The organism is Pontibacter coccineus, assembly GCF_030546575.1.
In the GTDB taxonomy this organism is placed as follows: domain Bacteria; phylum Bacteroidota; class Bacteroidia; order Cytophagales; family Hymenobacteraceae; genus Pontibacter; species Pontibacter coccineus.
The window spans coordinates 1-25,592 of record NZ_JAUOTN010000011.1 but is presented as its reverse complement, the minus strand read 5'-3'; the positions used below and the strand labels follow the sequence as shown (position 1 = coordinate 25,592).

The 25,592-nt window shown below is 50.9% G+C and carries 22 protein-coding genes; 8 read left to right on the top strand and 14 right to left on the bottom strand.

What is annotated here, in order from left to right:
- Positions 1-85: 85 nt before the first annotated feature.
- The 3 genes from Q4E40_RS19670 to Q4E40_RS19660 all read right to left on the bottom strand — a co-directional run bounded on the left by Q4E40_RS19670 (position 86) and on the right by Q4E40_RS19660 (position 2,913).
- Complete coding sequence (locus Q4E40_RS19670) at positions 86-532, bottom strand: hypothetical protein (RefSeq protein ID WP_303414797.1); 447 nt, start codon at positions 530-532, stop codon at positions 86-88.
- Positions 533-796: 264 nt separating this feature from the next.
- Entirely contained in the window at positions 797-2,056 is a 1,260-nt protein-coding gene (locus Q4E40_RS19665) for a zinc dependent phospholipase C family protein (protein ID WP_303414794.1), read from the bottom strand.
- 65 nt (positions 2,057-2,121) lie between these two features.
- Complete coding sequence (locus Q4E40_RS19660; RefSeq protein ID WP_303414791.1) at positions 2,122-2,913, bottom strand: phosphatase PAP2 family protein; 792 nt, start codon at positions 2,911-2,913, stop codon at positions 2,122-2,124.
- A gap of 139 nt (positions 2,914-3,052) precedes the next feature.
- On the opposite strand from Q4E40_RS19660, the gene Q4E40_RS19655 reads away from it, so the two are divergent.
- Positions 3,053-3,613 carry a DUF4864 domain-containing protein gene (locus tag Q4E40_RS19655; protein WP_303414788.1) on the top strand — a complete coding sequence of 187 codons (561 nt, stop codon included), beginning with the start codon at positions 3,053-3,055 and terminating at the stop codon, positions 3,611-3,613.
- Positions 3,614-3,641: 28 nt separating this feature from the next.
- Here the strand turns inward: Q4E40_RS19655 and Q4E40_RS19650 are convergent, their stop codons facing one another.
- Positions 3,642-4,121, bottom strand: a complete 480-nt coding sequence (locus Q4E40_RS19650; protein WP_303414785.1) for a GNAT family N-acetyltransferase — start codon at positions 4,119-4,121, stop codon at positions 3,642-3,644.
- Between the two features lie 91 nt (positions 4,122-4,212).
- Positions 4,213-4,707, bottom strand: coding sequence for a CHRD domain-containing protein (locus Q4E40_RS19645; protein ID WP_303414782.1), 495 nt, complete (start codon positions 4,705-4,707; stop codon positions 4,213-4,215).
- Positions 4,708-4,870: 163 nt separating this feature from the next.
- On the opposite strand from Q4E40_RS19645, the gene Q4E40_RS19640 reads away from it, so the two are divergent.
- A complete protein-coding gene (locus tag Q4E40_RS19640; protein WP_303414779.1) occupies positions 4,871-5,461 on the top strand; it encodes a membrane-associated protein in 591 nt (196 codons plus the stop codon).
- Between the two features lie 723 nt (positions 5,462-6,184).
- Here Q4E40_RS19640 and Q4E40_RS19635 read toward each other — a convergent pair.
- The 4 genes from Q4E40_RS19635 to Q4E40_RS19620 all read right to left on the bottom strand — a co-directional run bounded on the left by Q4E40_RS19635 (position 6,185) and on the right by Q4E40_RS19620 (position 10,917).
- On the bottom strand, positions 6,185-7,282 hold the full coding sequence (locus Q4E40_RS19635; RefSeq protein ID WP_303414776.1) for an efflux RND transporter periplasmic adaptor subunit: 1,098 nt from the start codon (positions 7,280-7,282) through the stop codon (positions 6,185-6,187).
- Between the two features lie 41 nt (positions 7,283-7,323).
- Complete coding sequence (locus Q4E40_RS19630; RefSeq protein WP_303414774.1) at positions 7,324-8,574, bottom strand: ABC transporter permease; 1,251 nt, start codon at positions 8,572-8,574, stop codon at positions 7,324-7,326.
- Positions 8,575-8,907: 333 nt separating this feature from the next.
- Positions 8,908-10,152: an ABC transporter permease gene (locus tag Q4E40_RS19625; RefSeq protein WP_303414772.1), complete on the bottom strand. Its 1,245-nt coding sequence runs from the start codon at positions 10,150-10,152 to the stop codon at positions 8,908-8,910.
- A gap of 45 nt (positions 10,153-10,197) precedes the next feature.
- On the bottom strand, positions 10,198-10,917 hold the full coding sequence (locus tag Q4E40_RS19620; protein ID WP_303414770.1) for an ABC transporter ATP-binding protein: 720 nt from the start codon (positions 10,915-10,917) through the stop codon (positions 10,198-10,200).
- A gap of 309 nt (positions 10,918-11,226) precedes the next feature.
- Here Q4E40_RS19620 and Q4E40_RS19615 point away from each other — a divergent pair, with 309 nt between their 5' ends.
- Positions 11,227-11,799, top strand: coding sequence for a hypothetical protein (locus Q4E40_RS19615; RefSeq protein ID WP_303414768.1), 573 nt, complete (start codon positions 11,227-11,229; stop codon positions 11,797-11,799).
- On the opposite strand, the gene Q4E40_RS19610 is transcribed toward Q4E40_RS19615, so the two are convergent.
- From Q4E40_RS19610 to Q4E40_RS19590, 5 genes are all read right to left on the bottom strand, one after another.
- A complete protein-coding gene (locus tag Q4E40_RS19610) occupies positions 11,796-12,575 on the bottom strand; it encodes a pentapeptide repeat-containing protein (RefSeq protein WP_303414765.1) in 780 nt (259 codons plus the stop codon). The genes Q4E40_RS19615 and Q4E40_RS19610 overlap by 4 nt on opposite strands.
- An 85-nt stretch (positions 12,576-12,660) precedes the next feature.
- A complete protein-coding gene (locus Q4E40_RS19605; protein ID WP_303414762.1) occupies positions 12,661-12,870 on the bottom strand; it encodes a hypothetical protein in 210 nt (69 codons plus the stop codon).
- Between the two features lie 140 nt (positions 12,871-13,010).
- Entirely contained in the window at positions 13,011-14,414 is a 1,404-nt protein-coding gene (lpdA, locus tag Q4E40_RS19600; protein WP_303414760.1) for a dihydrolipoyl dehydrogenase, read from the bottom strand.
- 249 nt (positions 14,415-14,663) lie between these two features.
- The gene (gene odhB, locus Q4E40_RS19595) at positions 14,664-16,247 is read right to left on the bottom strand and encodes a 2-oxoglutarate dehydrogenase complex dihydrolipoyllysine-residue succinyltransferase (RefSeq protein WP_303414758.1); all 1,584 of its coding nucleotides are present in this window, start codon (positions 16,245-16,247) and stop codon (positions 14,664-14,666) included.
- Between the two features lie 95 nt (positions 16,248-16,342).
- Positions 16,343-19,099, bottom strand: a complete 2,757-nt coding sequence (locus Q4E40_RS19590) for a 2-oxoglutarate dehydrogenase E1 component (RefSeq protein WP_303414756.1) — start codon at positions 19,097-19,099, stop codon at positions 16,343-16,345.
- Between the two features lie 275 nt (positions 19,100-19,374).
- Here Q4E40_RS19590 and Q4E40_RS19585 point away from each other — a divergent pair, with 275 nt between their 5' ends.
- From Q4E40_RS19585 to aspA, 5 genes are all read left to right on the top strand, one after another.
- Complete coding sequence (locus Q4E40_RS19585; protein ID WP_303414754.1) at positions 19,375-19,854, top strand: very short patch repair endonuclease; 480 nt, start codon at positions 19,375-19,377, stop codon at positions 19,852-19,854.
- A 77-nt stretch (positions 19,855-19,931) separates the two neighbouring features.
- Positions 19,932-21,659 carry a M28 family metallopeptidase gene (locus Q4E40_RS19580; RefSeq protein ID WP_303414753.1) on the top strand — a complete coding sequence of 576 codons (1,728 nt, stop codon included), beginning with the start codon at positions 19,932-19,934 and terminating at the stop codon, positions 21,657-21,659.
- A 328-nt stretch (positions 21,660-21,987) separates the two neighbouring features.
- The gene (locus tag Q4E40_RS19575) at positions 21,988-22,218 is read left to right on the top strand and encodes a hypothetical protein (protein WP_303414751.1); all 231 of its coding nucleotides are present in this window, start codon (positions 21,988-21,990) and stop codon (positions 22,216-22,218) included.
- A gap of 129 nt (positions 22,219-22,347) precedes the next feature.
- Complete coding sequence (locus Q4E40_RS19570; RefSeq protein ID WP_303414749.1) at positions 22,348-23,532, top strand: ribonuclease D; 1,185 nt, start codon at positions 22,348-22,350, stop codon at positions 23,530-23,532.
- Positions 23,533-23,557: 25 nt separating this feature from the next.
- Complete coding sequence (gene aspA, locus Q4E40_RS19565) at positions 23,558-24,967, top strand: aspartate ammonia-lyase (RefSeq protein ID WP_303414747.1); 1,410 nt, start codon at positions 23,558-23,560, stop codon at positions 24,965-24,967.
- The last annotated feature ends 625 nt before the right edge of the window (positions 24,968-25,592 follow it).

Here is a 25,592-nt window from a genome sequence, read left to right as displayed (position 1 = left end):
ATTCGCCGGTCTGCTATAGCCGTACGAAACAAAAAGCCGGGCTGATCACCCGGCTTTTTGCCATGTAGCTTTATCGTTGAGGCAACTATCTGTTGCTTCCCTTGTTCTTGTTCAGGTTTCTGTTCAGCCTGTCCTGTGAGCTTGCATTTCTGGAGCCCAGGTTGGCTGATTTGTTTTTGTTCATCGAGTTCATGGCTACCCAGCCTGCGCCCAGCGCCAGCAGGGAACCACCCACTACCTTCTGGGTAGTGCTCAGACCATTCACTTTGTTCATGGTGCTGTTGCCAAACTCCTGCAGCTTTCCTGTCAGGTTGTTCAGGTTTTCCTTCTTGAACGTGTCCATCCAGTTCGATTTGCCTGAAGCAGAAGACTGGCTGCTTCCAGATGCGTTTCTGGAAGATGACTGGCTTCCGCTGTTGTAGTTGGAAGCTGAAGACTGGCTGGAGCCCATATTGGATGTATTTGATTGTGAGCTGCTCTGAGCTGAAGGGTTCTGATTCGATTGCGAATTCTTATTCGTTTTGTTTTCCATAGTTATGTTTGTTTTAATTAAACACATGCACACCCTGTCATGCGTCCACAGTTGGCCTTTTATGCAGGGTGTCAGACTTATATGTATCGCGTTTTAAGGCTTAGGGTTTCAGTTGGCTCTCATATTCCCCGGTGCGCACAAGTTCGACACGCTATAATCATATGCGCAAAAGCAGGTGAATGATCTGCCAAAGCAGCATTTAGGCGTGCGTTTAATTTGTGTCATCCCTGCCATACGTGCCAGCATAACTACCGGGCCCTTTGATTACAACTGATAGGCCTGCAGCTTTTTCAGAGCTTCCTTTAATTCGGGACGTTCGTCCTTTTCCACCTCCTGCATCGCATTTCGGGGCTGATAGAATTGCAGGATATCCTGTCGCAGCGCGGGGCTCGCGTTCTTGAAATCAGATTTGGCAAGTTTATGCAGCAGCTCGGCATAAGTCTCATCCGTGAGTTTGTAGCCGCCGGGTTTTGTAGGCTCTCCTGTGTCGAGCTGCCTATTGGCAAGCTTGAGCTGGTCCTGTTGCCGGAGCTGCTTAATGAGAGCTGTGTAATGCTCGACGGTGGTGTTAAAGCTGTGATAGAAAAGTTTTTCGGCCTCCGGGGTGGGCGGTTTGAAGGCAAGCGTCTGGAACGGCCCTAATTTAGGGAGCACCCTGATGATCCAGGCTGCGAAGCGGGCAAATAGGTTGGGCCTGTCATAGTCTGTGCCCCAGGTCCGGTTGAACTCAGCGCGCTTCATGTGATACTGAAACTTGCGCCGGGTTATACCTGGGTTTGCCTCCTGTATATCCCCCTTTTTGGCCTGCCAGGCAGCCTTGGTCAGGTCCGGCAGAAAGCCGCGTATGGTATAGCGGTAGGTCCCGATCGCCAGCGGCACGTTCATAAACACATCGTTCAGTTCAAGTCCGTACGTCTCCAGAAAGGCACGCTCCAGCAGCTCTTTCGACACCTTAAACCCGATAAAAGCATGGTATTCCTCGGGTGCGTAATTGCCCCGCGCCACCTGCAGCACATCAAACCCGAACTCCGTTTTGATATGCGATGCGGCATCTTCAGCGTAGGTTACTTCTTTTCCAAACTCCGCTCCAACCTTCGGGTATACCAGGGCCACCGCTTTATTGGTGCCAAGCGGGTGCCCGTGTATATCGGCATTGTAGTGCGACAGGGCGCCAAGCGCAAAACCATATTCCTCTATCGTGGTAGAGGATTTGATAAGGTTCTCTACAAAATCACCGCTGCGTACATAGTGCGTCAGGTCTGTGAAGAATGTGTTGCCAAACGGAAAGTAGCCCATGTCCTGCACAATGGAACCGCCATAGACGTGTGCGTGGGCCTTTTGCAGGTCCTCGTCCGTAGCCTTGGGAAAACGCTTGCGAAGCAGGGGCTCAATAGAGTCTTTCCAGGCGGCATCGATAATGGCCTGGTGCGTAAGCACACCGTAAGCGCGCGCGGTTGTCGCCGTTAGTGACAGGTATAGGAACAGGGCCAGCAAGCCTGACCTTGAAAGGGTGCGATAGTTCATGATTGCAGGTATGCGTCAGGTGTTGTACGCAGAAGCTGCCAAAGAGATAGGATAAGGACTATATTCTAGGGAGAGGCATGCAGCTTTTTCCGGGCTCTGAAGTAGGCCATCACCTCCACAATGCTGATCCCCAACAGCACCCACATGGCGCCCAGCAGAAAGCCCGCCAGTACATCTGAGAGAAAGTGCACCCCCAGGTATATTCTGCTGAAACCTATCAGTAAGATCAACGCACCGGATCCGGCCAGCACTACATGGCGCAGGCGTCTCTTAGGCAAGTGGCGGTATCCGAAATAGGCGAGTATACCCCAAAGCGCCATGCTGGTGGTGGCATGCCCGCTCGGAAAAGAAAAGTTATGCTCCGGATAGAAAGCCACCTCGGTGGGACGGTCACGGCTGATGAACTTCTTGCCGTACTGCACCGATAGCCCGGTTCCGGCCATGGTCAGCCAGAAAGCCAGCACCGCAGTGTAGCGCCGGTTGTATAAAAACACGATGGTGGCCAGACCGCCGACGGCAAACACTGCTTCCCGGGTGCCCAGTTGCGTGAGGGCATAGAACGTCTGGCTCAGCCACTCGCTTCGCATGCCATAGAGGAAGGCCGTAAACATTCTGTCGACATGCACCACCCCCTCTGATTCGATGACATCTTCGGCAAGCTCGGAGAGCAGCGCAGCATTGACTCCTATAACCAGCACCAGAATAGTGAGGGGCAGCCCAACAAAAGTAGTGGTGTCGAAACGCCGCAGCAGGAAACCGGAGAGCCCCGGAAATTGCCGGTAAAAGCGCTGCACGAGTGGCTGCTTTGCCAGCCAGCTGCGAATCGAGAGGAAGAGGTATGTCAGAAAATGGCGCATAAAGTAAAAATCCAATTTTTATACGCAATCTTCTCAATTTGATAGATGCGCACGAGCCTTTACCCGAAAAAAATATCCGTTCACATGGCAAAATGTTTTATTAACAACTTATTAGCCCTATATAAAGTACATATTGAACATGAGAGGGTTTGAAAACATATACGACAAACTCCTGCTCGGTGTAGGGGTCGTATTGCTGGTGTTGCTGTGGGTACAGTTTCCGGCTATGCCCGAGATGAATGCGGAAGATAATATACGCTATACCTCGGACGAAGCCAGGACGGTTATGAACTCAAAAGCCCGGTTTCTGAAGCCCTCTACTGCACTTTCTCCCCGCGAAGTCATCAAGATACAGCTCCATGCCCTTCAACGAAACGACATGACGGATAGCGGCATCATCACAGTTTTTAATTTCTCGTCGCCTACCAGCCGTGTAAGCTTAGGCCCGCTTAACCACTTCCGGATGATGGTGCGTGACCCAGCCTATAGCCCCATGCTCAACTTCGTTTCATACAAAACCGGAAAGATGGTGATAACAGACAATACGGCCTACCAGCTCGTGGTCATCAAGGGGGCGAGTGGGGAGCAGGTACCCTATTTATTCATACTGGCCAAGCAGCGGAAAGGCATGTACAAAGGTTGCTGGATGACAGTGGGTGTTGCCCGCCAGGATATAAACAGCCAATCCAGCCTGATCTAAAGGCTATACCTCTACCCCTATACCTTCCTTACAAAGGCAACTCCATTTTGATGTCGGCTCGTTCGTAAATGCTCGGCGGCATCGGCACTTCCACAAAGCCCAGTCGACGATACAGGTTCAGGGCCGTGTCGAGCCTGCGGTTCGACACCAGGTATACCATGCGGGCACCCACCTCACGGGCTTTCCGGATGGCTGCCTCGCCTAAAAGCTTTCCAATCTTCAGGCCCTGCGCTTTAGGGGTCACCGCCATCTTGGCCAGTTCATATACGCCGTTGCCATCATTAATCAATGCACAGGTACCTACGATCTCACCCTGGTAGCTGGCCATCAGAATATGCCCGCCCTTGTCGATGATGTAGCTTTGCGGATTGCCCAATGATTTATGGTCGGCCTCTTCCATTACAAAATAGCGGGTGATCCACTCCTCGTTCAGGGCTTTGAACGCGCCGGCGTGCTGGGATTCGAAATCGAGTATCTGGACGGTAGCTTCGGTAGTAGCCAATTGCATAAAGTATTCTGATTTAATGCAAAGGTACACCTATACCTGCCTTATTGTCAAATGGGCGGTCATAAAAGGGCTTCACCACATTGGCACCTCCTTAGTTCTCACCACGCAACAATTGCCCGCGTAACTCGCCGTTCGGGTATGTGGTGCTGTGTACGTTCAGATACCACCTGCCGTCGAGCAACTGCTCTTCTTCGGTTTGGGTTAGCTCCCGCGTCTTGCCTGTCACTGAGCCTGTATGGCTTGTGGGGTAATTTTCGACCGGTATCACGACAGGAGCGCTCTCGGTGGCAAGGGCCGGACCATGAAAGTGTATGCCAACTGTGTTGTCGGCTGCGTTGCCGAGTGTCCAGCTAAAGTTATACGTCAGTACCCGGGTGCTCCGGTCGTAGGTCGCGGTGAGGGAACCCGAACCACTTGTGGCAACGGCTGGCACCTCGTTGTCACCGGACAGCTCCACATTTGTGAATGCAACCTCACTTTCTAGTAAGTCGTCCTCATTATCGTCGTCGCAGGCGTAGGCAAAACCGCTCAGCAATACCAAAAAATAAACTACTGCCCTCCTGACACTTATATCCTCACGTTTCATAAGCCAACATTTTAAATTATTATAGATCAAACCCTTATATTGTTTTACTTGTCTGACAGTCAATGGTTAAGCCTTAGGTATAATTTGGTGCTTCACCCCGACTCTTTCTATCCTTTCGCAGCTAAGTCAGGTATAAGATGATCGATCAAACGCTACTGTTTTCATGTCTGATACCATTCCGCTCTGGTTGCCGATAAGCTATACCTTGTTTCTGCTGGTGCTGGTGCCAGTATACTGGAAACATTACGGGCCGGGCAATTTCCTGTGGTTTTCGGATGTGGCACTGTTCTCGGTCGGCATCGTGCTCTGGACGGAAAATCAACTTTTGCTGAGCATGATGGCGGTGGGCGTGTTGGGGCTGGAGCTTGTCTGGAACGTAGACTACTTCGGGCGGCTGCTCACTGGCAGGGAGTTACTGGGCCTGAGCAATTATATGTTTCATCCGGACAAGAGCCTGTTTTTGCGAGGTCTCTCGCTGTTTCATGTCTTTCTGCCAGCCATCGTGATCTGGCTGTTGATAGAATGGGGTTACGATACCCGCGCCATCTGGTACCAGACGGCATTGGCCTGGGTCGTGCTGCCGCTCAGCTATTTCCTCACCGACCCTAGAGAGAACGTGAACTGGGTGTTCGGCTTTGGCAGCGAACCGCAGCAGGCTATACCTAAAGGACTGTACTTTGCACTGGCTATGTTGTTTTTCCCGATCTGTATTTACCTGCCTTCGCATTTTGCGCTGCAGTGGTTGTTTAACTGAGTTGCAGGACTTTCCTCTAAAAACAGGGGAGGAAGCTAATTCACTTGAAGAAAAGGAGATGTGCACGATTAACATCCCCCTGCCCCCTTCGAAGGGGGACTTCTGACTACTACCACCTTATAGGTATAGCTTTGTAGCTTCTGCAGTTTGGGCTGCTACTGATTTAACTCACCCCTGCCCCTCCTTATCCTTTAAGAGGGCCCCTACCCCCAGGCGGGGATTCGTAACTGCCAGTTTACAGGTATAAGCGCTGTAGTTACAGTCACACACCACACGAAACGCTGGCACGCATCGAAAAACTAATTTGCCCCAGAGGCTACAAAGGTATAGCATCAGCCCGGTGCACTTTTACGATACTCCACTGTTCGAGCGTTCAGCGAGTTTGGAGGATCTTGACTTTTTTTGCTTACTTTTTTTATCAAGAAAAAAAGTAAGTGCCCGCCGCACAGGCGAAGCTACAAAGCAATAAAGGTTGCTATACCTATGAGCACCACTACGTCAGTTAGAAACTGGCCTCATACTAAACCACAGGTTGCGCTGACGCTAAACTTGCGGTATGCTATACCTATACCTGGGCCAGAGGCCCCACCATAGCCGTCACGAGCGAGGACGCTCGCGCCATTAGCTCCGCTATACCTCCGATAAGAATAACAGAGCAACCACTTATCCAGGCATAAAAAGAGCGGGCTTAGCCCGCTCTTTTCTCTCACCTTAAACAAACAATTAAATATTCTGCGTCGCGTTCGCGTCCGGCACCTTCACTTTCTCAGAGGTCTTCAACCCGGATACTACCTCGATGTTAATGCCATCCGACAAACCGGTTTTCACTTCGCGCTTCTCAAATACCTGCGGAGCGGTTTCCACTTCTACAAACGACTTGTCTTTCTCGAACTTGAGCAGACTCTCTTTCACCGCCATTACTTTCTCGCGCTTGTCGAGCACGATGTCGGCGTTGGCGCTATACCCTGCCCGGATAAAGTCCTTTTCGTCGAGCAGCACCTTGGCGCGGATCGGGAATTTGATGGAACCCTCTTCCAGCACGCCTTTCGGGGCGATGTACTCGAGCTTGGCATTGAACACGCGGCCTTCAATGGCACCGATGGTCAGCAACAGGTCCATGTCTTCTTTCAGCTTGCCCACCTCCGACTCGTCGATCTTGCCCTCAAATATCAGGGTGCGCATGTCGGCCACGGTGGCGATGGAAGTGCCCTCATTGAAGTTGTTGCGCTCGATGATGGAAGTACCCACTTTTACAGGCACGTCCAGCAGCATGCCGTCGATGGTGGAGTAGACCAGATTGGAAGCCTGCCCGCTGCGTTTAGAGGCGCCTTCGCGCACCAGTTGCAGGTTGCTCTCCGCCGATTGAAGGGCTTCGCGCTTCAGGTCGTGGTCGGCCTTATACCTTCTGAACTCCTGCTCGGCGATTACTTTCTGGTCGTAGAGTTGCTGATAGCGGGCCAGTTCGCGCTTGGCTTCGTCGAAATTGATGCGGGCGGTTTCCAGCGTATTCTGGGCGTTGTTTACGTTCACAATGTTCGGCACGATCTTGATCTTGGCCAGCAGCTGCCCCTGCTTCACGATCTGCCCGGCCTCCACGTAGAGTTCCTCCACAATGCCCGATACCTGCGACTTCACCTCCACCTCTTTGCGGGGCACGATAGAGCCGGTGGCCACCGTTTTTTTCACGATGTCTGTCTCAAAGGGCTCTTCTGTTTTGTACACGATCGGATCGGTGTTGGCCTTGTTGTAGAAGTAGCGGCCCAGCCAAACAGACAAGGCCAGCATAACGATCACGAACAGTCCGATAAAAACCTTTTTCATAGTAGTTGTTCAATTATAATCTTGTTGATTCGACGTTCCTATTACTCTTCCTGCAGGGCGACTACCGGATTCACGCGGGCAGCCTTGGTGGCAGGTATAAGACCGGCCAAGGCGCCGGCCACTACCAGTAGCACAGTTGCCGTCACAGCCACGGCCGGGTTCACTTCCGGCGGACCGAAAAAGCCTGCCTGCACGTTGTTATCCACCATAAAGCCTTCGATGGCAGCGATGAGCCCGGTGCCAGCCAGCAAACCAATGTAGCCGGCAAAGCCCGTGATCACAATGGATTCCTGTATGATCAGGCTCACGATGGACAGGGGCGTTGCGCCCAGGGCCTTGCGTATACCGATTTCTTTGGTCCGCTCCTTCACTACGATCAGCATGATGTTGCCTACCCCGATGATACCGGCTACGATGGTGCCGATGCTCACCAGCCAACTAAAGCCCGCTATACCTGCAAACAGCCCCTGCACATCCTGAAACTCTTTCTCCACATTCGCTGATCCGAAAGCTTTCAGATCTGTCGGGGCCACTTTGTGCCGTTTCATCAGCAGGGCCTTCACTTTCTCCTCCACCACTGCAGCAGGTATACCTGACTTTGGCGTCATGGCAAAGAAATTCACTTGATTAGGCTGGTTGAAAGCCTGCTGCAGGGTAGTGTTCGGTATGTAAATGGTCTGGGCGTCCTGCACTACGTCTTCGTCTTTGCCGAGCGGCTTAAACGTGCCCACCACCTGAAAATAAATGCCTTTGATGCTGATGTACTTGCCGATCGGGTCTACCCCTTCTGCAAACAGCAACTCCAGGGTGCGCGGCCCTACCACGGCTACTTTGCGGCGCTCCACTATGTCTTTCTGGTTGATAAAACGGCCACTCACCACATTGGTCGGCTTCACCTGCAGCACTTCCGGCGTTTCGCCATTCACGGTAAAAGCCGAGCTTTTGGTACCGTATACCACCGAGAAGCTGCCCTGTAGCTGGTTACTCGGCGCAATCACCCCCACCTCCGGCACAAAGGCACGGATGGCGTCTATGTCGTCGTTAGTCATCTGGATGAAGCGCCCCGCTTTCAGGCCCATGTAAGGCACACTCGTGCGCTGCGTCCACACAAACACGGCATTCTTGGCCACATTGAACTCAGACGTGATCCCTTTCTCTAGCCCTTTGCCCGCCCCTAGCAAAAGCACCAACATGAAAATGCCCCAGAACACCCCAAAAGCCGTCAGCGCCGTACGCAGCTTGTGCTTCTTTACGGTGTTATAAATCTCGGTCCATTTATCAATGTCGATCATGCTTTAGTTTTGATGGAGTGGTTTAGTGATTTAGTGAGGTTTTTAGTTTTTGAATGAGTGGTTGAGTGAATGTTTATTTCTTTTTGATTGAATTATTAAGCCTTTAGTGAGTATTCGTTTGGTTGATTTTCGGTTTAATGTTTTGGGTTATTGGGTTAATGATTGGGGCGTGGCTATAAGTAATTATCGTGCTCACAATTCATCTAAAATGAAAGACCATTCGATTCAGTAGTTTTATCTTCAATTAGCCACCTGTTAAATCAAAAATAAAAATCGCTCAAACACTAACTCGCAAATTCCATCGCTCAATCACTCATTCACTAAATCACAACTCTAACTTGCCCTCAGCGCCTCTATCGGTTTGATGCGAGCCGCTTTCAGTGCGGGCATCAGGCCGGCCAGGGCCCCGGAAATCACCAGGATCAGGGTAGCGGCCAGCGCTACACCGGGGTCCACTTCGGGACTAGCGAAGAAAGGCGCCTCCGCCCCCGACGATTCCATCAGATACTCCAGACCTGCGAGCACACCGGTGCCTGCCAGTAAGCCCAGGTAGCCCGAAAAGGCCGTGATCACCACCGACTCCTGCAGAATCAGGCTCACGATGGAAAACGGCGTTGCCCCCAAAGCCTTGCGCACACCGATCTCGCGGGTGCGCTCCTTCACGATGATCAGCATGATGTTGCTCACGCCCACGATGCCGGCAATGAGAGTGCCTATACCTACAATCCACACAAATATCTTGATGCCATTGAAGAGACCCATCACTTTCAAAAACTCCGCCTCTGTGTTTTCCACCCCGATGGCCATTTTGTCTTCGCTGGAGAACTTATGCCGTTCGGCCAGCAGGTTGCGCAGCCGGGCCTCCATGTCTTTGGCACTCACGCCGGGTTCGGCCACCAGTGCCATCATCTGTACCTGGTTGGGCTGGTTAAAGGCGGCCTGCAGGGTCGAGAAGGGGATGTAAGCCCGCTCCTCACGACGACTGCTGTTGTTGCCGCGCATCTTAAAAGTGCCCACTACTTTAAAGTGTATCCCTTTGATGTTGACGTACTCGCCCACCGGGTCGCCTTCTCCAAACAGCACTTTGCTCACCTGATCGCCAATCACGACCACCTTGCGTTTTTCACGCTCGTCGATTTCGTTGAGCAGACGGCCTCTGAACGGTATCTCGCCGTTTATTTTCAGGAAACCCGGTTCGGCACCAAACACCTGGTAAGAGCCGTTCTGGGTTTTGTAATTGATGGTATACTCTCCCATCACCCGGTTGCGCGGCGATAGCAACTGCACGTTTTCCACATCCCTGTGCACCGACGCCAGGTCCTGATTGGTCAGTTTTATCTCACGGCCTGGCGACATACCTTGGTGGGCCAGCGCAGTCTTGCCGGTCCAGACGTAGATGCTATTCTTGGCTCCGGCTCCGAAGCGGTTGTATACCCCGTTCTCCAGTCCTTTGCCGGCGCCCAGCAACAACACTAGCATAAAGATGCCCCAGAACACCCCAAAGGCGGTCAGGAACGTACGCAGCTTGTTCTTCTGCATCGTCCCGAGTATCTCCTGCCATTTGTCTAGGTCGAACATGTGTTGGATTGCTGGTTGTTAATTATTGATTGTTGTCGGTATACCTTAGCTTTTCGCCGCCACCGCTTCTGCTGCCAGAACTGCCTCTTCGGCACTGTGGTCGCTGTTCACGATCAGGCCGTCTTTGAGCCGGATGACGCGGTGCGTCTGGGCCGCGATGTCGTTTTCGTGCGTCACGATTACCACCGTCATCCCTTTGCTGTTCACGTCTTTAAAGATGTCCATCACATCATAGGAAGTCTGCGTGTCGAGGGCGCCGGTCGGTTCGTCAGCTAGGATAAGTTTGGGCTGTGAAATAAGCGCTCTGGCGATGGCCACCCGCTGTTTCTGCCCGCCTGACATTTCGTTGGGGGAGTGTTCTGCCCAGTCTTTCAGGCCCACCCTGTCGAGGTACTCCAGGGCCAGTTTGTTGCGCTGCTTGCGGCCAACGTTCTGATAGTAGAGCGGCAGGGCCACGTTCTCCATCGCGTTTTTGAAAGAGAGTAGGTTAAAAGATTGAAACACAAAGCCCAGAAACTTATTGCGGTAATAGGCCGCCTTTGCAGCCGACAAGTTTCGGATGGGCGTGCCTGCCAGGGTATAGCTGCCGCTGTCGTAGTCGTCGAGGATGCCGAGGATGTTGAGCAAAGTGGATTTGCCGGAGCCCGAAGAACCCATGATAGACACCAGTTCGCCTTCCTCAATGTGCATGTCGATGCCCTTGAGCACGTGCAGTCTGTTGCGCCCCACCGCGTAGTATTTGTGTATATTTTCCAGCTGTATCATAGGCGGCAGTCCAAAATGATGGCAAATAAATTACTGCTAATTGCGGTGCAAGGTGCTCTATATAGAGCTAAGTTTCTGAGATACTATACCTACAGGAGGTTTGTATCGATTGACAGGTATAGTTTGTCTATCAAATCGATTACCTCTCTTCAAAGCAGTTTCAGCTCTAAAACTCTTATTAAAGTTAAAACGAAACGCAATACCTCACTATTTTGCTTCAATCATGATAAAGATGAAATAGTGGGGCGAGAGGTTGCCTGCGCTTTGGAAAATAATTTACCCGCTATACTTTCCCTTCGTAGAAAAGCTATGCTACCACCGGATCTGCCACAGCCTATTCTCTTTCATCCTTTGAAGCATCACCTGGGTTACATCCGGGAGTTCATACAGGCGCATAACGATGCAAACGACTCTCTTCTGCAGGCACAACTCAAGACGCTTGGCAGTTCACAGCCCGACTTATACCTCGGCCCGCTTTCACCACAGCAGATCGCCCACGAAACCATCGCATACCTGCAGGCGCACCGTGCCCTCGAGCCGGGTGCTTACCGGCTATACCTGTCGGGCAGTGAAGCAGAATATCAGATGATCAGTTTGTCTGACGAAAGCGAGTGGGTGCTGCGTTGGGGCGTAGTCGAAGGAAGGTACGTGCATCTGCACCCGGCCAGGTATAGCCGGCACACCCTGCGCGTAAAAGCCAACGCACTCAAGTCAGCTATAGCAGTGAGCGTGGCTGCTCTGAGGTATAAGCAGCCGCTTAGTTTGGCGCTGGTTAACCAGGTGCGCACCCAATGGCTTGGGCTGGCACCTATACCTGAGTTGTTACCGGGTGGTACCTTGTCAAGATTGGTCTACTTGCTCGAAGGCAAGGAAACTAGTTAGTTGGCAGTTCGGCTGAAGACCATTCGGTTATTGACTTTTGTGTACTTAAAGTCCTCCTCGCCTCTAAACATGGCCTTTTGCAAGTGCATGTTATTTGCCACTTTGGTATACTTAAAGTTGGCCAGGCCTCTAAAGTCTGCTGCCTTGAAGTCAGCGTCTCCACTAAACTTGGCGTATTTGAAGTTAGCCTCTCTTTTGAAAGAAGCATTCCCAAAGCTTGTCTGCTCAGGAAACGTCACATATTTGAAATTGGCTTCTTCCGCAAACTTCGTTGTACTGTAATCGGCTGATTTCGAAAACTTACTATACTTGAAATTTGCCTCATGCCGGAAATTGCTGCCTGCAAACGATACATCTTCTTTAAACTTCGAGTATTTGAAAGCGCTGTATCCTTCAAAGACACAATTCTCAAAACGTACCGCCTTGTCGAAATTAGTGTTATATACTTCGTTTTTCCTGTTAAGAATCTTTATGTCCTCGTTATCCGAATTGTAATAAGCCAGCACATCATCTTTGAACGTGCAGTCAATAAAGGTCAGCGGTACTTTTACGGTACTGATATACTCATCTGTACTATTCTTACCGTCAGCTTTTTTCTCGAGGCGCATGTTGTCCAGGCGCGTCAGATCCAGCACCCCCACAATCTCAGCATTTTTATAGGTCACAGCCTCACCACGGTTTATTTTGGCGATAATTTCAGAGGCCTTCACGCGCGTTTGTGCCCAGGTCAGGAAAGGCACTGCCAGCAGAAACAGGAGTAGAAATGATTTTTTCATGGTTTTGAGGTATAAGGTTTGAATGGAATATCAGCTTATACCCTCTAGATGAAGCAGATCCAGGAAAGGTTGCCTGACGGTATTTTTATTCTTCTAGAAACTGCACAATGGTGCGCACCACGATCCAATAGATCAGGAAAGCTAACATGAAGACGGTGCCGAACAGCAATGCCTTTTCCAGCAGGCTGGAGCTGATGATCTGACAGGTATAGCTTGCAAGCAAAAAAGGCAGCAGAACGCCAAGTCCCATCATGATTCTTAATGCTTTATCGAAAGATTGCTGCGGATCGTTCATAGCTATCTAGGTTTAGGGCTTCATGTTTTAATACAACGTAAAACCTCCTAAAAGAGTTATCATCGCTATATAGTTATAAAACAAAACAGCATCACCTTTTTTCGGGCGATGCTGTTTATACTAGGATTGTATGAACTCGATTAGATATGCAGGGCGCGGTTCTCTGTAGCTGCCAGACAGGCCTCTTTTATGGCTTCTGTATAGGTTGGGTGCGCATGACTCATGCGGGAGATGTCCTCTGCCGAAGCACGGAACTCCATCGCCACAACAGCCTCCGCGATCAGGTCGGCTATGCGCGGACCGATCATGTGCATACCCAGGATCTCGTCTGTTTCCTTGTCAGCCAGCACCTTCACAAAGCCGTCCGTGTCCATCGACGCCTTGGCGCGACCCGACGCTTTGAATGGGAACGAACCGATTTTGTAGGCACGGCCCTGCTCTTTCAACTGCTCTTCAGTGAAGCCCACGCCTGCCACTTCGGGCCAGGTATACACCACACCCGGGATCAGGTTGTAGTTGATGTGCGGCTTCTGACCTACGATCGTCTCGGCCACGAACACACCTTCTTCCTCGGCTTTGTGGGCCAGCATCGCGCCACGCACCACGTCACCAATGGCGTAGATGCCCGGCACGTTGGTTTCCAGGTGATCGTTCACGGCAATCATACCGCGCTCGCCCATCTGCACGCCAGCATTCTCCAGACCGAGGCCTTCGGTGTACGGCTTGCGACCCACTGATACCAGTACATAGTCGCCGTCAAACGTAATGGTTTCGCCTTTCGGATTCTCAGCCGTTACCGTTACTGTTTCGCCTTCATTGGTAGCGCCGGTTACTTTGTGGTTGAAGAAGAACTCGAAGCCCAGTGTTTTCTTGAGCACACGCTGCAGCTCTTTGCCCAGCGCACGGTCCATGGTCGGGATGATCGAGTCCATGTACTCCACCACCTGTACTTTGGTACCCAGGCGGGCGTACACCGAGCCCAACTCCAGACCGATCACACCACCACCGATCACGATCATTTTCTTTGGCACCTCTTTCAGTTCTAAAGCTTCTGTAGACGTGATGATGCGTTTTTTGTCGATTGGCAGGAAAGGTAGCGAAGTTGGCTTGGAACCTGTTGCGATGATCGTCTTGTCTGTCTCGATCTGCTGCTCCTGGCCGTCTATACCTGCAATCTTGATCGTGTTCTTGTTCACGAACGAGCCCAGGCCATAGTAGGTGTCGATCTTGTTTTTCTTCATCAGGAAGGCGATGCCGTCGTTATTTGACTTCACCACACCCGCCTTGCGATTGATCATCTGCTGGATGTTCACCTGCAGGTCATTCAACTCAATGCCGTGCTCCTTAAAGGTATGCGCCGCATTGTGGTAGTGCTCCGATGAATCGAGGAGTGCCTTGGAAGGTATACAGCCCACGTTCAGGCAAGTACCGCCCAGCACATTGTATTTCTCTATGATAGCAGTTTTCAGGCCCAGCTGCGCGCAGCGGATCGCCGCCACGTAGCCCCCAGGACCAGAACCGATTACGGTTACATCGTATTTCATCTGTCTATATTTTAGGGAGAGGTATACCTCTCGTTTTGTTTTTAATTCTTTGCTAAAGATTAACCCACACCTGCCCCCAAGGAGTGGAAACAGTAGCAGGGAGGTCCCCCTTTGAAGGGGGTAGGGGGATGTTTTACACCTCGCAGGTAAACACCCCTATAGTCCCCTCAAGGGGACACTTTCTTCTATAATCGCAATAAAAAGGAGGAGCAAACTTTAACGCTTACCCCTCCTCCCTTATCTCAAAAATTATACGCCAAGAAGCAATCTCATCGGATCTTCTAACAGTTCTTTAACTCGAACTAAGAAGCTTACTGACTCACGACCGTCGATGATACGGTGGTCGTAAGAAAGCGCCAGGTACATCATCGGGCGGATCTCCACTTGTCCGTCCACGGCAACCGGGCGCTGCACAATGTTGTGCATACCCAAAATGGCCGACTGCGGTGCGTTGATTATCGGCGTTGACATCATAGAGCCGAACACGCCACCATTAGTGATCGTGAAGGTACCGCCTGTCATCTCCTCAATTGAAAGTTTTCCATCACGTGCCTTCTTGGCCAGACGGATCACCTCTTTTTCAATACCGTCCAGTGTCAGGCTTTCCGCGTTGCGGATAACCGGTACAACCAGGCCTTTCGGAGAGGAAACAGCGATGGAAACATCCACAAAATCATTGAAGATCATGTCATTGCCATCGATCTGGGCATTCACAGCTGGCCACTCCTGTAGAGCAACTGTACACGCCTTCGTGAAGAAGGACATGAAACCTAAGCCAACTTCGTGCTTCTCCTTGAACTTGTCTTTGTACTTGGCACGGATGTCCATGATCGGCTTCATATCCACCTCGTTGAAGGTAGTCAGCATGGCCGTGTCGTTTTTCACCTGTACCAGGCGGCGGGCAACAGTCTTACGCAGCGAGCTCATTTTCTCGCGGCGCTGGTTACGCTCACCTGCAGCGGCCGGTGCGGCAGCGGCAGTTTCCTGCTTGGCAGCTGGAGCCGGAGTGGCTGGTTTCGCAGCTGATTTCTGAGCACCTACGGCGTCTTCCTTCGTAATGCGACCGTCGCGGCCTGTACCTTGCACATCGGCTGGGTTGATGCCTTTCTCGGAAAGAATCTTACCGGCAGCTGGTGATGGTGTGCCGGAAGCATATGTCTGTGCGCCTGACGGAGCGGCAGCGGCTGGCTGAGAAGCCTGCTGTGCGGCAGGAGCGCCTGGCTGAGCGGCTGGTTTCGCAGCGCCTGCACCCTGTACAATGCGGCAAAGCAATCCGCCGATCTCTACCGTGTCGCCTTGCTGGGCTACGATCTGTAGCGTACCGGCGGCTTCGGCTGGCAACTCAAAGGTCGCCTTGTCTGACTCCAGTTCAGCGATTACCTCGTCCATTTCTACATGGTCGCCGTCGTTTTTCAACCAGCTGGCAATCGTTACCTCCGTAATGGACTCACCTACAGTTGGCACGCGCATTTCTTTGGTTTCGCCAGCACCCTGTGCAGCGGCCGGAGCGGACTCCTGTGCAGCCGGAGCGGCAGTTGCAGTTGGGGCAGCAGTTTCTTGTTTAGCGGCTGGGGCAGCAGGAGCGCCACCGGCTTCGCCGTTTTGCTCGATGCGGCAGATCGTGGCACCCACCTCAATGGTATCGCCTTCCTGCGCAACGATGCGTAAAATGCCTGCGGCTTCTGCTGGCAGTTCGAATGTGGCTTTGTCAGATTCCAGCTCCGCAATCACCTCATCCATCTCCACCCGGTCGCCATCTTTCTTTAGCCACTGGGCTATGGTTACCTCAGTGATTGACTCACCTACGGCAGGCACTTTAACTTCTAAGCTCATATTTTCTATCGATTATGAATTACAGTTTTGACTTACGAGTGAATAATGAATAATGACGAATGAGTAATTAATCATTCGTCATTATTCATTATTCATTAAATAGCAAATGCGCGTTCAATCAACTCCGCTTGCTCCTTGCCATGTATTTTGTTATACCCTGTCGCAGGCGAAGCGCTTGGCTTACGGGCTACCAGATCTTCTACGCCGTTGCGCATAACACGCAGCACGTACATCCAGCCACCCATGTTTTCCGGCTCTTCCTGTACCCAGTATACCTTGGCGTTCTTGTACTTGCTCAGTTCGGCCTCCAGCTGCATTTTCGGGAACGGTGCCAGTTGCTCCATACGGATAATGGCTACGTCCTTGCGCTTGTTCTTCTGCTGTTCTTCCAGCAGGTCGAAGTATACCTTACCAGTGCACAGCAACACTTTCTTCACCGATTTTGCGGATGCATAATCGTCGCCGATCACTTCTCTGAAGCCTCCTTTGGTGAATTCTTCTATAGGAGACACCACGCTCGGATGACGCAGCAATGACTTCGGCGCCATGTTGATAGCCGGCTTGCGGAAAGGCAGGGCCAACTGACGACGCAGGAAGTGGAAGAAGTTGGCTGGCGTTGTAATATTCGTCACAAACATGTTGTACTCAGCAGCCAGTTGCAGGAAGCGCTCAGGGCGAGCATTGGAGTGCTCAGGTCCCTGCCCTTCGTAACCGTGCGGCAACAGCATCACCACCCCGTTCATACGCTGCCACTTCGACTCCGTGGCGGCCACAAACTGGTCGATCATTACTTGTGCTCCGTTGGCGAAGTCACCAAACTGCGCTTCCCAAATAACGAGTGCGCTCGGGTTAGCCATCGAATAGCCGAACTCAAAGCCCAGCACGCCATACTCTGACAGCAGCGAGTTGTAGATCTCCAGTTGGCGCTGCTCATCCTGTATATAATTTAAGCTGTTGTAAGGAGCGCTTGTGTTGGCGTCGCGGAGCACAGCATGGCGGTGCGAGAACGTACCGCGCTGCACATCCTGACCGCTCAGGCGCACGATCTTGCCCTCTGTCAGCAAAGAGCCGTAAGCCAGCAGTTCGGCCGCAGCCCAGTTCAACTGACGGGTCTCAAAGAACATCTCTTTGCGGTCTTTCAGCAACTTCTCGATTTGCTTGAGTGGCTTGAAGCCCTGTGGCACCGTCGACAGCGCTTTGCCCACACGTTCCACCACCTCAGGAGCTATACCTGTTTCAGGCGACTGGTTGAAGTCTTCCGGGTTGGAGCGGCGCAGTGTCTGCCATTCCTTCTCCATCTGCTGGTAGTTATAAGGAAGGGGCTTCTGCTTTACCATGTCCAGGCGGTCCTGCAGCATCTGACGGAACTCTTTGTCCATCGACTGGGCCAGTTCCGCATTGATATCGCCACGGGCAATCAGATTCTTGTTGTATACCTCACGTGGGTTCGGATGCTTCGAAATCAGGTTATAAAGGTGTGGCTGCGTGAATTTCGGCTCGTCTGCCTCGTTGTGGCCATGACGGCGGTAGCACACCATATCGATGAAGATGTCGTTGCCGAACATCTGACGGTACTCGGTGGCCAGACGCACGGCAAACACCACTGCTTCCGGATCGTCACCGTTCACGTGTAGCACCGGCGCGTCGATGATCTTCGCCACATCCGTACAGTAGATAGAAGAGCGGGCATCTTCAAAGTCAGTGGTAAAGCCTACCTGGTTGTTGATCACAAAGTGAATTGTTCCGCCTGTCTGGTAGCCTTTCAGCTTGGCCATTTGCGTCACCTCGTACACAATACCTTGTCCGGCCAGGGCGGCGTCGCCATGGATCAGGATTGGTACGATCTGCTTCGGATCGCGCTCATACATGCAATCGATCTTGGCACGCACGAAGCCTTCCACTACCGGATTCACCGCCTCTAAGTGCGATGGGTTTGGTGCCAGCTTCAGATTAACGGTGTTGCCGGATGTAGGGGTCACCACCTCTGAAGAGAAGCCCATGTGGTACTTCACGTCACCATCGCCCATGGTCAGGTCTGGTGTGGCAGTGCCCTCAAACTCGGAGAAGATCTGCTCATAGGTTTTGCCCATGATGTTGGCAAGCACGTTCAGGCGACCACGGTGCGCCATACCTATCACCACTTCCTTGGCTCCCAGATCGGAGGCCTTGTCGATGATGGCATCCAGGGCAGGGATCGTTGTTTCGCCGCCTTCCAGCGAGAAGCGCTTCTGACCCAAGAATTTCGTGTGCAGGAAGTTTTCGAATACTACCGCTTCGTTCAGCTTGGAAAGAATGCGCTTTTTGTATTCTATACCTGGGTTGAAGGCCGGGAATTCCTTTTCAATTTTGTTTTGCAACCACTTGAGCACCTCCGGGTCGCGGATGTACATGTACTCGAAGCCGATCGGCCCTTCGTAAATCTGCTGCACCGTCGCCACGATGTCGCGCAGTTTGGCAGGTCCGATGCCGATCACCTCGCCTACCTGGAACACAGTGTCCAGGTCCGCTTCTGACAAACCGAAGTCTTTCAGGTCCAGCAGGGCTTTGCGGTCTTTGCGCTCACGCACCGGGTTGGTTTTAGAACGCAGGTGGCCGCGGGTGCGGTAGGCATATATAAAGTTGCGAACAGCTACTTCTTTATCTGATTCGCCGGCTGATGTGCCTTTGGCCGGGGCGGCTACTGGTGCACCTTCAACCTCATGACCGTTTTCGTTGTAGGCTGTCGAAAAATCAAAGCCTTCGAAGAATTTGCGCCATCCAAAGTCAACTGACTCCGGATCCTCCTGATAAGCTTTGTACAGCTCGTCAATGTAGGCTCCGTGCGCATTTGCGATATAGGTATATTTATCCATAACTAATGTTTACGGCTGTGTTTAGAGGCAAAGTTAAGAGTATTTACAACAAATCAAACTTTATACATTCGCATAAGCAAATACTCCTGTTAATCAAGATGATACTTTTAAATACATTATTTCTATATAGGGCTGGATTGAGAAAAGTAAACTTCTTTAAGGGCCTGATTTCAGTACTTGGTTTTCTGTTTTCACATTATAAAATTGAATCCTGCCATTATCCGGCACTTTCATAAAAGACTGTTTGTTTACGTGTAGAGCATACCTCTCCACAATTGACCGTCAGAAAAAAAGTCAAGAAACATACAGCAAAGCCTGCACCACTCACAGCCCAGGAAAAGGTAAGCAGGTATATGCGCGGCAACAAAAGCCGGGATACAAAGCCCGAACTCCTGCTTCGGCGCACCCTCTGGCACAACGGCCTGCGCGGTTACCGGGTACACTGGCACAAAGCTCCCGGCAAACCTGACATTTGTTTTCCCGCCCGCCGACTGGCTATTTTCGTGCACGGCTGCTTCTGGCATCGCTGCCCGTATTGCCAACCGGCATTCCCCAAGTCAAACCTACGATTCTGGGAGGAAAAGTTTACCAATAACCAATTGCGCGACGAACACAACAGGATGCTATACCGGGAAGCTGGCTGGCAACGGGTAGTTATATGGGAGTGTCAGCTGTACCAGGACCTTTCCGCCTGCCTCGAGCTTATCAAAACACTGCACCGGGGCGTTCCTGCCAGCTGGGAAGTGGCGGCCTGATCGAAATCCAGGCGGCCGTAACCATCGGTAGGAATAAAAGTATTATCTTCAGTACCTTAACATACTAACACAACCCTATGAAAAAAAATATGATCGGCCTGGCTGTGCTCGGCCTGCTGGCTTTTGGCTGTAACGAAAACGCCCGGGATGTAGCAGACAGCGACAAAGACAGCACCGCTGTTGCCAGCGACACGACTGGCCTGCTTACCGCTCAGCAGAGCATCAATGCCAACGATCTCCTGCAACACATTAAGGTGCTTGCCTCGGATGCATTCGAAGGCCGCAGTCCCGGCACGGCCGGCGAAGACTCTACTGTCAACTACCTTACCAGCGAGTTTAAGAAGCTGGGCTTACAGCCGGGCAACCCGAACGGCACGTTTGTGCAGAAGGTTCCTATGTTTGGCTTCACTGCACAACCTCAGGCAAACTTTACGGCAGGGGGCAAAACCGTCAATCTTTCTTTTCCGGATGATTACGTGGCTGTGTCGCGTCGCTTTGTCCAGGATGTGAACGTCAACAATTCTGACCTGGTATTTGTGGGCTATGGCATCGTGGCCCCTGAGTATGGCTGGGACGATTACAAAGGGGTGGATGTAAAAGGCAAGACCATCGTGATGCTCATCAACGATCCGCCTATACCTAGCCAGAACAATCCGGAGCAGTTGGACAGCACCATGTTTGGCGGCAAGGCCATGACCTATTACGGCCGCTGGACCTACAAATATGAAATCGCAGCCGAGAAGGGCGCTGCCGCTGCCATCATCATTCACGAAACCGGTCCGGCTGGCTATCCTTACGAAGTGATATCAGGAAGCTGGAGTCGGGAGAACTTTGACATCAGCAATCCGGGTAAGAACATGGACCGCCTGGCGGTAGAATCCTGGATAACGGAAGACAAAGCCCGCGAACTGTTTACAGCCTCCGGCAATAACTTCGAAAAGCTGAAGAGTGCCGCTGCTCAAAAGGGCTTTAAGCCTGTGCCACTTAATGCAAAGGCAAACTTCACGATCAAAAACCAGCTGCGCGAAGTGGAGTCGCGGAACGTGATCGCCAAGCTGGAAGGGTCTGATCCGCAGCTCAAAGATGAGTATGTGGTATACACGGCGCACTGGGACCACCTGGGCAAAGACGAGAAACTGCCCGGTGACCAGATCTACAACGGCGCCATGGACAACGCCAGCGGCACAGCCGGGCTCATCGAACTGGCAAAAGCCTTCACGCAACTACCCGAGAAGCCGAAACGCTCTATTCTGTTTTTGGCCGTGACTGCTGAAGAGAAAGGCCTGCTGGGATCCAAGTACTATGCTTCTAATCCGCTATACCCGCTCACCAAAACACTGGCGAATATCAACATGGACGTGCTCAACCCTTATCACCCTACCGAGGATGTGATCGTGATCGGGTATGGCAACTCTGATCTGGAAGATATACTGGCAGAAGAGGCGCACACGCAAAACCGCCGGATCGTTCCGGAGGCATCTCCTGAGAAAGGCTCTTTCTACCGCTCCGACCACTTTGAGTTTGCCAAGCAAGGTGTGCCCGCCCTCTATGCCAAGTCAGGTATAGTGGCCCGTGACCAGGCCGCCGACTTCATTACCAAAAAGCAGGAAGAGTACACAGCCGAGCACTACCACAAAGTAAGTGACGAAGTATATGACGACTGGAACCTGGACGGTGCTGTGGAAGATCTCCAGCTCTATTTCCGGGTGGGCTACCGGGTGGCAAATGGTACTACTTACCCGGCATGGCGAGAGAAATCTGAATTCAGGGCCAAACGAGAGAAGTCGTTATCTGAAGTTCAATAATAATCCAAGCTCTTCATAAGAAGCCTTCCTGGAATGTCAGGAAGGCTCCTTTTTTAGCGGTCATTCGTAGTAATTGCTTCCACTAAAGCAGAACCGTTTTAGCTGGCACCAAATAAGCAAAGTTCTATTTTACACCTTACCCACCGCCATAACCTTGTGGTTATACCTATTGACACCCCAATCTTTCGCCATTATAAATCGCTATCTAACAGTATATTACGATCCATTCACAGGGATTATTTTAAAAAAAACTAATCCCAAGGGTTACCTTTCCGTATAAACCGAATAAATAAGTACAAATTTACTTGTTTAACAAAATTTGAAAATCATGAAAAAGACAATAAAATTTGCATTCGCTGCCTTCGCTTTTTTTGCTTTCACAGCTTGTGGTACTGATAACAACACAGCCACAGAAACTGATCGTATTGACGAAGTAGAGACATCTGATATTGATGTGGATGCAGACATGGACGTAGATACCGACACTACTACAGTTATGGACAGTACCGTAAATGATGGTGTGGTAGACGAGATCCCGGAAGAAAAACCTATTCAGTAGTATACATAATTACTTAGTTCAAAAGCCCCCTTTCGGTTTGCCGGAAGGGGGCTTTTGTATACCTGATCTGGTAAATAAAAATAGCATGTGACGTATGGATATGGCTTAATACTTGTTTAAATTTAGCCAATGGAAAAATTATCTTTAGAAGAGGACGGCGTGGCAATAGTGCTGGTGGCATCTGATACGGATTTACGTCAGGCTGTGCAGCAATTGGAGCAATGTGAGGAACTTGCCGTTGACCTTGAATTTGATCAGAACCGCTATACCTATGGCTTTAACCTTTGCCTGATACAGATTGCAGATGGCAAAGGAAAATGCTTTATCATAGACCCGTTTTACATAAATGATTTGAAGCCTTTTTTCCATTTAATGGAAAATCCGGCGATCACAAAGATCATTCATCACTCCAATAACGATATCCTGCTGCTTGATAAAATGGGGTGCTCCGTAAAAGGTATAGTCGACACCGATGTGGCTGCTAAAATCCTAAACTATGAGCGCTCTTCATTAGCAACCGTTCTTAAAGAGGAATTCGGGAAAGAGATCGATAAGTCACAGCAGTCAAGCAACTGGAATAAGCGGCCCCTCACGGAAGACCAGCTCCGCTACGCAGCCATTGATGTGATCTACTTGCACAAGGTAAAGTCTAAGCTACTACAGGAGATAGGAAAGCTCGGGCGTATGCACTGGCTCGAAGAGGAAGACTTCCTGTTGGAGCAGCTTAAGTATACGGAGTCAGAAAATCCGCACCTGCGTCTCAAGCACTCCTACCGTCTTAACTACTACCAGCAATACCTTCTTAAATGGCTTTATACCTTCCGGGAGAACCTTGCCAAACAGTTTAACAAACCGGCTCACTTCGTAATCCCGAATGAGGCGTTGGTCGAATTGGCCAATAACCCGAATACAGATGTACACGAATGGTTGAACCACACCAGAGGCATACATGGCAATCTGAAGAAGCCAAAGAATGAAAGGTTGCTAGAAGATGCTTTACAGGAAGCCAAAGAAGCAGCCAAGGCCAACCACATCAGCCACGATTATCCGGAACATCGTTTCCAAAGACCTTTGCGTACTCCTGAGACAGAGCGTCGCAAAGAGTTGCTGACAGCGGTGCAGCAGGAAATAATGGCCAGGTATGGGGAGTACGCCTCTAAACTGATCATAAACCAGAGCCTGATCACGGATTATAGCCAAAATGGTAAGCTACGCTGCAGTAAGAAGTATGGCAGCGACATTGTACTGGGAGTTGCGCAGGATCTAGGTATAGAAATACATGTTTCAACTGCTCCCCAGCATTCGGGTGAGTAAATAAGTTTGTCTTTAAGCATATAGCATGGAAAAAGTAAGGATTGAACACGACTTCCTGGGAGAAAAAGAAATTCCCTATGGAGTCTACTATGGAATTCAGACGACGCGCGCTCTAGAAAACTTTCATATAACGGGCACACCTATCTCAAAAGAGCCTCTTTTCATAAAGGCCTTCGCCTATGTAAAAAAAGCCGCGGCACTTGCCAACCACAGATGTGGCATATTGAGCAAAGAAACAACGGATGCTATCGTTTATGCCAGCGACAGACTGATTGCCGGAGAGTACTTGGATCAGTTCGTAACAGATATGATTCAGGGTGGTGCCGGCACTTCAGTAAACATGAACGTGAATGAAGTGATTGCCAATGTTGGTCTGGAGTATTTGGGTCACGCGAAGGGGACTTATAATATCCTTCATCCTAACAACCATGTGAACTGCTCACAATCTACGAACGATGCTTACCCAACAGCATTCAGACTGGCACTCTACTGGAAAATTCAGGCTTTCATAGAAAGTCTCGAGGTCTTACAACAGTCCTTTGGTCGCAAAGCGGAGGAGTTCAAAGAAGTGTTGAAAATGGGCCGAACGCAACTGCAAGACGCTGTGCCTATGACGTTAGGGGCCGAGTTCCACGGCTATGCCACGACTATCCGTGAAGATATTCAGCGCCTGCATGAAGTGAAAATGCTGATCTGCGAGATTAACATGGGGGCAACAGCCATCGGTACTTCCATCAACGCGCCACAGGGCTATCCACTACTGGTAACAGACATACTGCGAGAGATAACTGGCGTACCTGTTGTGCTTGCTGAAGACTTGATTGAGGCAACCTGCGACACGGGAGCATACGTGCAGGTATCCGGGGTGATGAAGCGCTGTGCGGTAAAGGTATCTAAGATCTGTAACGATTTGCGTTTGCTCTCTTCAGGTCCGCGTGCCGGCCTCAATGAAATCAACTTGCCGCGCATGCAGCCAGGTTCATCTATTATGCCAGGTAAGGTTAACCCTGTTATACCTGAGGTAGTGAATCAAACGGCTTACTACGTAATTGGAGCAGACATGACAGTGACTATGGCAGCAGAGGCTGGCCAGTTGCAGCTTAACGTCATGGAACCGGTAATAGCCTACAGCTTATTTAATTCATTAACCTTCCTGGAGAATGCCTGCTATACCTTGCAGAGCAAGTGCATTGACGGTATTACAGCCAATGTTGAGATTTGCCGCAATATGGTAATGAATAGCATCGGAATTGTTACTTCACTAAACCCGATTTTGGGTTACGAGGAGTCAGCATCTATTGCAAAGGAGGCTCTGAACACTGGTAAATCCATACATGAAATTACAGTGCTTGAACGTAAGGTAATTACACAAGCTAAATGGGATGAGATCTTCTCAATGGAGAACCTTATAAACCCTAAGTTCATCAATGTGTAAGGAAAGTCATTTACCCATCTCAAAAAAGCGGCTACCGGTTATTCCTGTAGCCGCTTTTTTTGAAGTAAAGTTTCTTTGAGTTTGATAAGACAGAAAATCGAGTTGTGAGATTACTTGAGTATTATTTAAAGAGAGCCATTCTGTATCCAAGTCCTTGTGTAGTGAGCTCCCTCTCCTACATATTCGTTTAGCTGTCCTTATATTACCGCTAACTATCAAAAGCAGAAGGCCGCCCCATCAGGGGCGGCCTTCTGCTTTTGCTTTTGAAGCTAGTCCTTCGGTGGTTGACGGGAGCGCCGGGCAGTGCCATCCTTCACGTGAGGGCTCCGTTCAAGCGGGCGCCGGTCCCTGGCGGCGGCCCTGGTGAACGTGCCTTGCCGGTCCCTTGGCGTCCGACTGCCGACCGAAGCGTACTCCACTACCCGGCCCCACAAAGTGTCTGGCCTTTGCCTGGTAGCTGTGGGGGGGCGGTCTCCACCAAGCCGGGGACTATATCTAGCCGTTTACCTTCCTAACAGTTCCTTCCTTCCGGCTGTCTGCTGTTAGGCTTGGCGTGTAGTATAAATGAGTCAGCCCCTGACTCTTTGCGGGAATCAGGGGCTGAGGGGTTGGGGTTGGCGGCCAC

Coding starts and splice junctions, on each gene's coding strand:
- Q4E40_RS19575 (WP_303414751.1), top strand. CDS start 21,988: ATGAAAAAGACAATAAAATTTGCATTCGCTGCCTTCGCTTTTTTTGCT.
- lpdA (WP_303414760.1), bottom strand. CDS start 14,414: ATGAAATACGATGTAACCGTAATCGGTTCTGGTCCTGGGGGCTACGTG.
- Q4E40_RS19655 (WP_303414788.1), top strand. CDS start 3,053: ATGAGAGGGTTTGAAAACATATACGACAAACTCCTGCTCGGTGTAGGG.
- Q4E40_RS19635 (WP_303414776.1), bottom strand. CDS start 7,282: ATGAAAAAGGTTTTTATCGGACTGTTCGTGATCGTTATGCTGGCCTTG.
- Q4E40_RS19625 (WP_303414772.1), bottom strand. CDS start 10,152: ATGTTCGACCTAGACAAATGGCAGGAGATACTCGGGACGATGCAGAAG.
- aspA (WP_303414747.1), top strand. CDS start 23,558: ATGGAAAAAGTAAGGATTGAACACGACTTCCTGGGAGAAAAAGAAATT.
- Q4E40_RS19615 (WP_303414768.1), top strand. CDS start 11,227: ATGCTACCACCGGATCTGCCACAGCCTATTCTCTTTCATCCTTTGAAG.
- Q4E40_RS19630 (WP_303414774.1), bottom strand. CDS start 8,574: ATGATCGACATTGATAAATGGACCGAGATTTATAACACCGTAAAGAAG.
- Q4E40_RS19620 (WP_303414770.1), bottom strand. CDS start 10,917: ATGATACAGCTGGAAAATATACACAAATACTACGCGGTGGGGCGCAAC.
- Q4E40_RS19670 (WP_303414797.1), bottom strand. CDS start 532: ATGGAAAACAAAACGAATAAGAATTCGCAATCGAATCAGAACCCTTCA.
- Q4E40_RS19590 (WP_303414756.1), bottom strand. CDS start 19,099: ATGGATAAATATACCTATATCGCAAATGCGCACGGAGCCTACATTGAC.
- Q4E40_RS19610 (WP_303414765.1), bottom strand. CDS start 12,575: ATGAAAAAATCATTTCTACTCCTGTTTCTGCTGGCAGTGCCTTTCCTG.
- Q4E40_RS19605 (WP_303414762.1), bottom strand. CDS start 12,870: ATGAACGATCCGCAGCAATCTTTCGATAAAGCATTAAGAATCATGATG.
- Q4E40_RS19660 (WP_303414791.1), bottom strand. CDS start 2,913: ATGCGCCATTTTCTGACATACCTCTTCCTCTCGATTCGCAGCTGGCTG.
- Q4E40_RS19570 (WP_303414749.1), top strand. CDS start 22,348: ATGGAAAAATTATCTTTAGAAGAGGACGGCGTGGCAATAGTGCTGGTG.
- Q4E40_RS19645 (WP_303414782.1), bottom strand. CDS start 4,707: ATGAAACGTGAGGATATAAGTGTCAGGAGGGCAGTAGTTTATTTTTTG.
- Q4E40_RS19665 (WP_303414794.1), bottom strand. CDS start 2,056: ATGAACTATCGCACCCTTTCAAGGTCAGGCTTGCTGGCCCTGTTCCTA.
- Q4E40_RS19640 (WP_303414779.1), top strand. CDS start 4,871: ATGTCTGATACCATTCCGCTCTGGTTGCCGATAAGCTATACCTTGTTT.
- Q4E40_RS19650 (WP_303414785.1), bottom strand. CDS start 4,121: ATGCAATTGGCTACTACCGAAGCTACCGTCCAGATACTCGATTTCGAA.
- odhB (WP_303414758.1), bottom strand. CDS start 16,247: ATGAGCTTAGAAGTTAAAGTGCCTGCCGTAGGTGAGTCAATCACTGAG.
- Q4E40_RS19580 (WP_303414753.1), top strand. CDS start 19,932: ATGAAAAAAAATATGATCGGCCTGGCTGTGCTCGGCCTGCTGGCTTTT.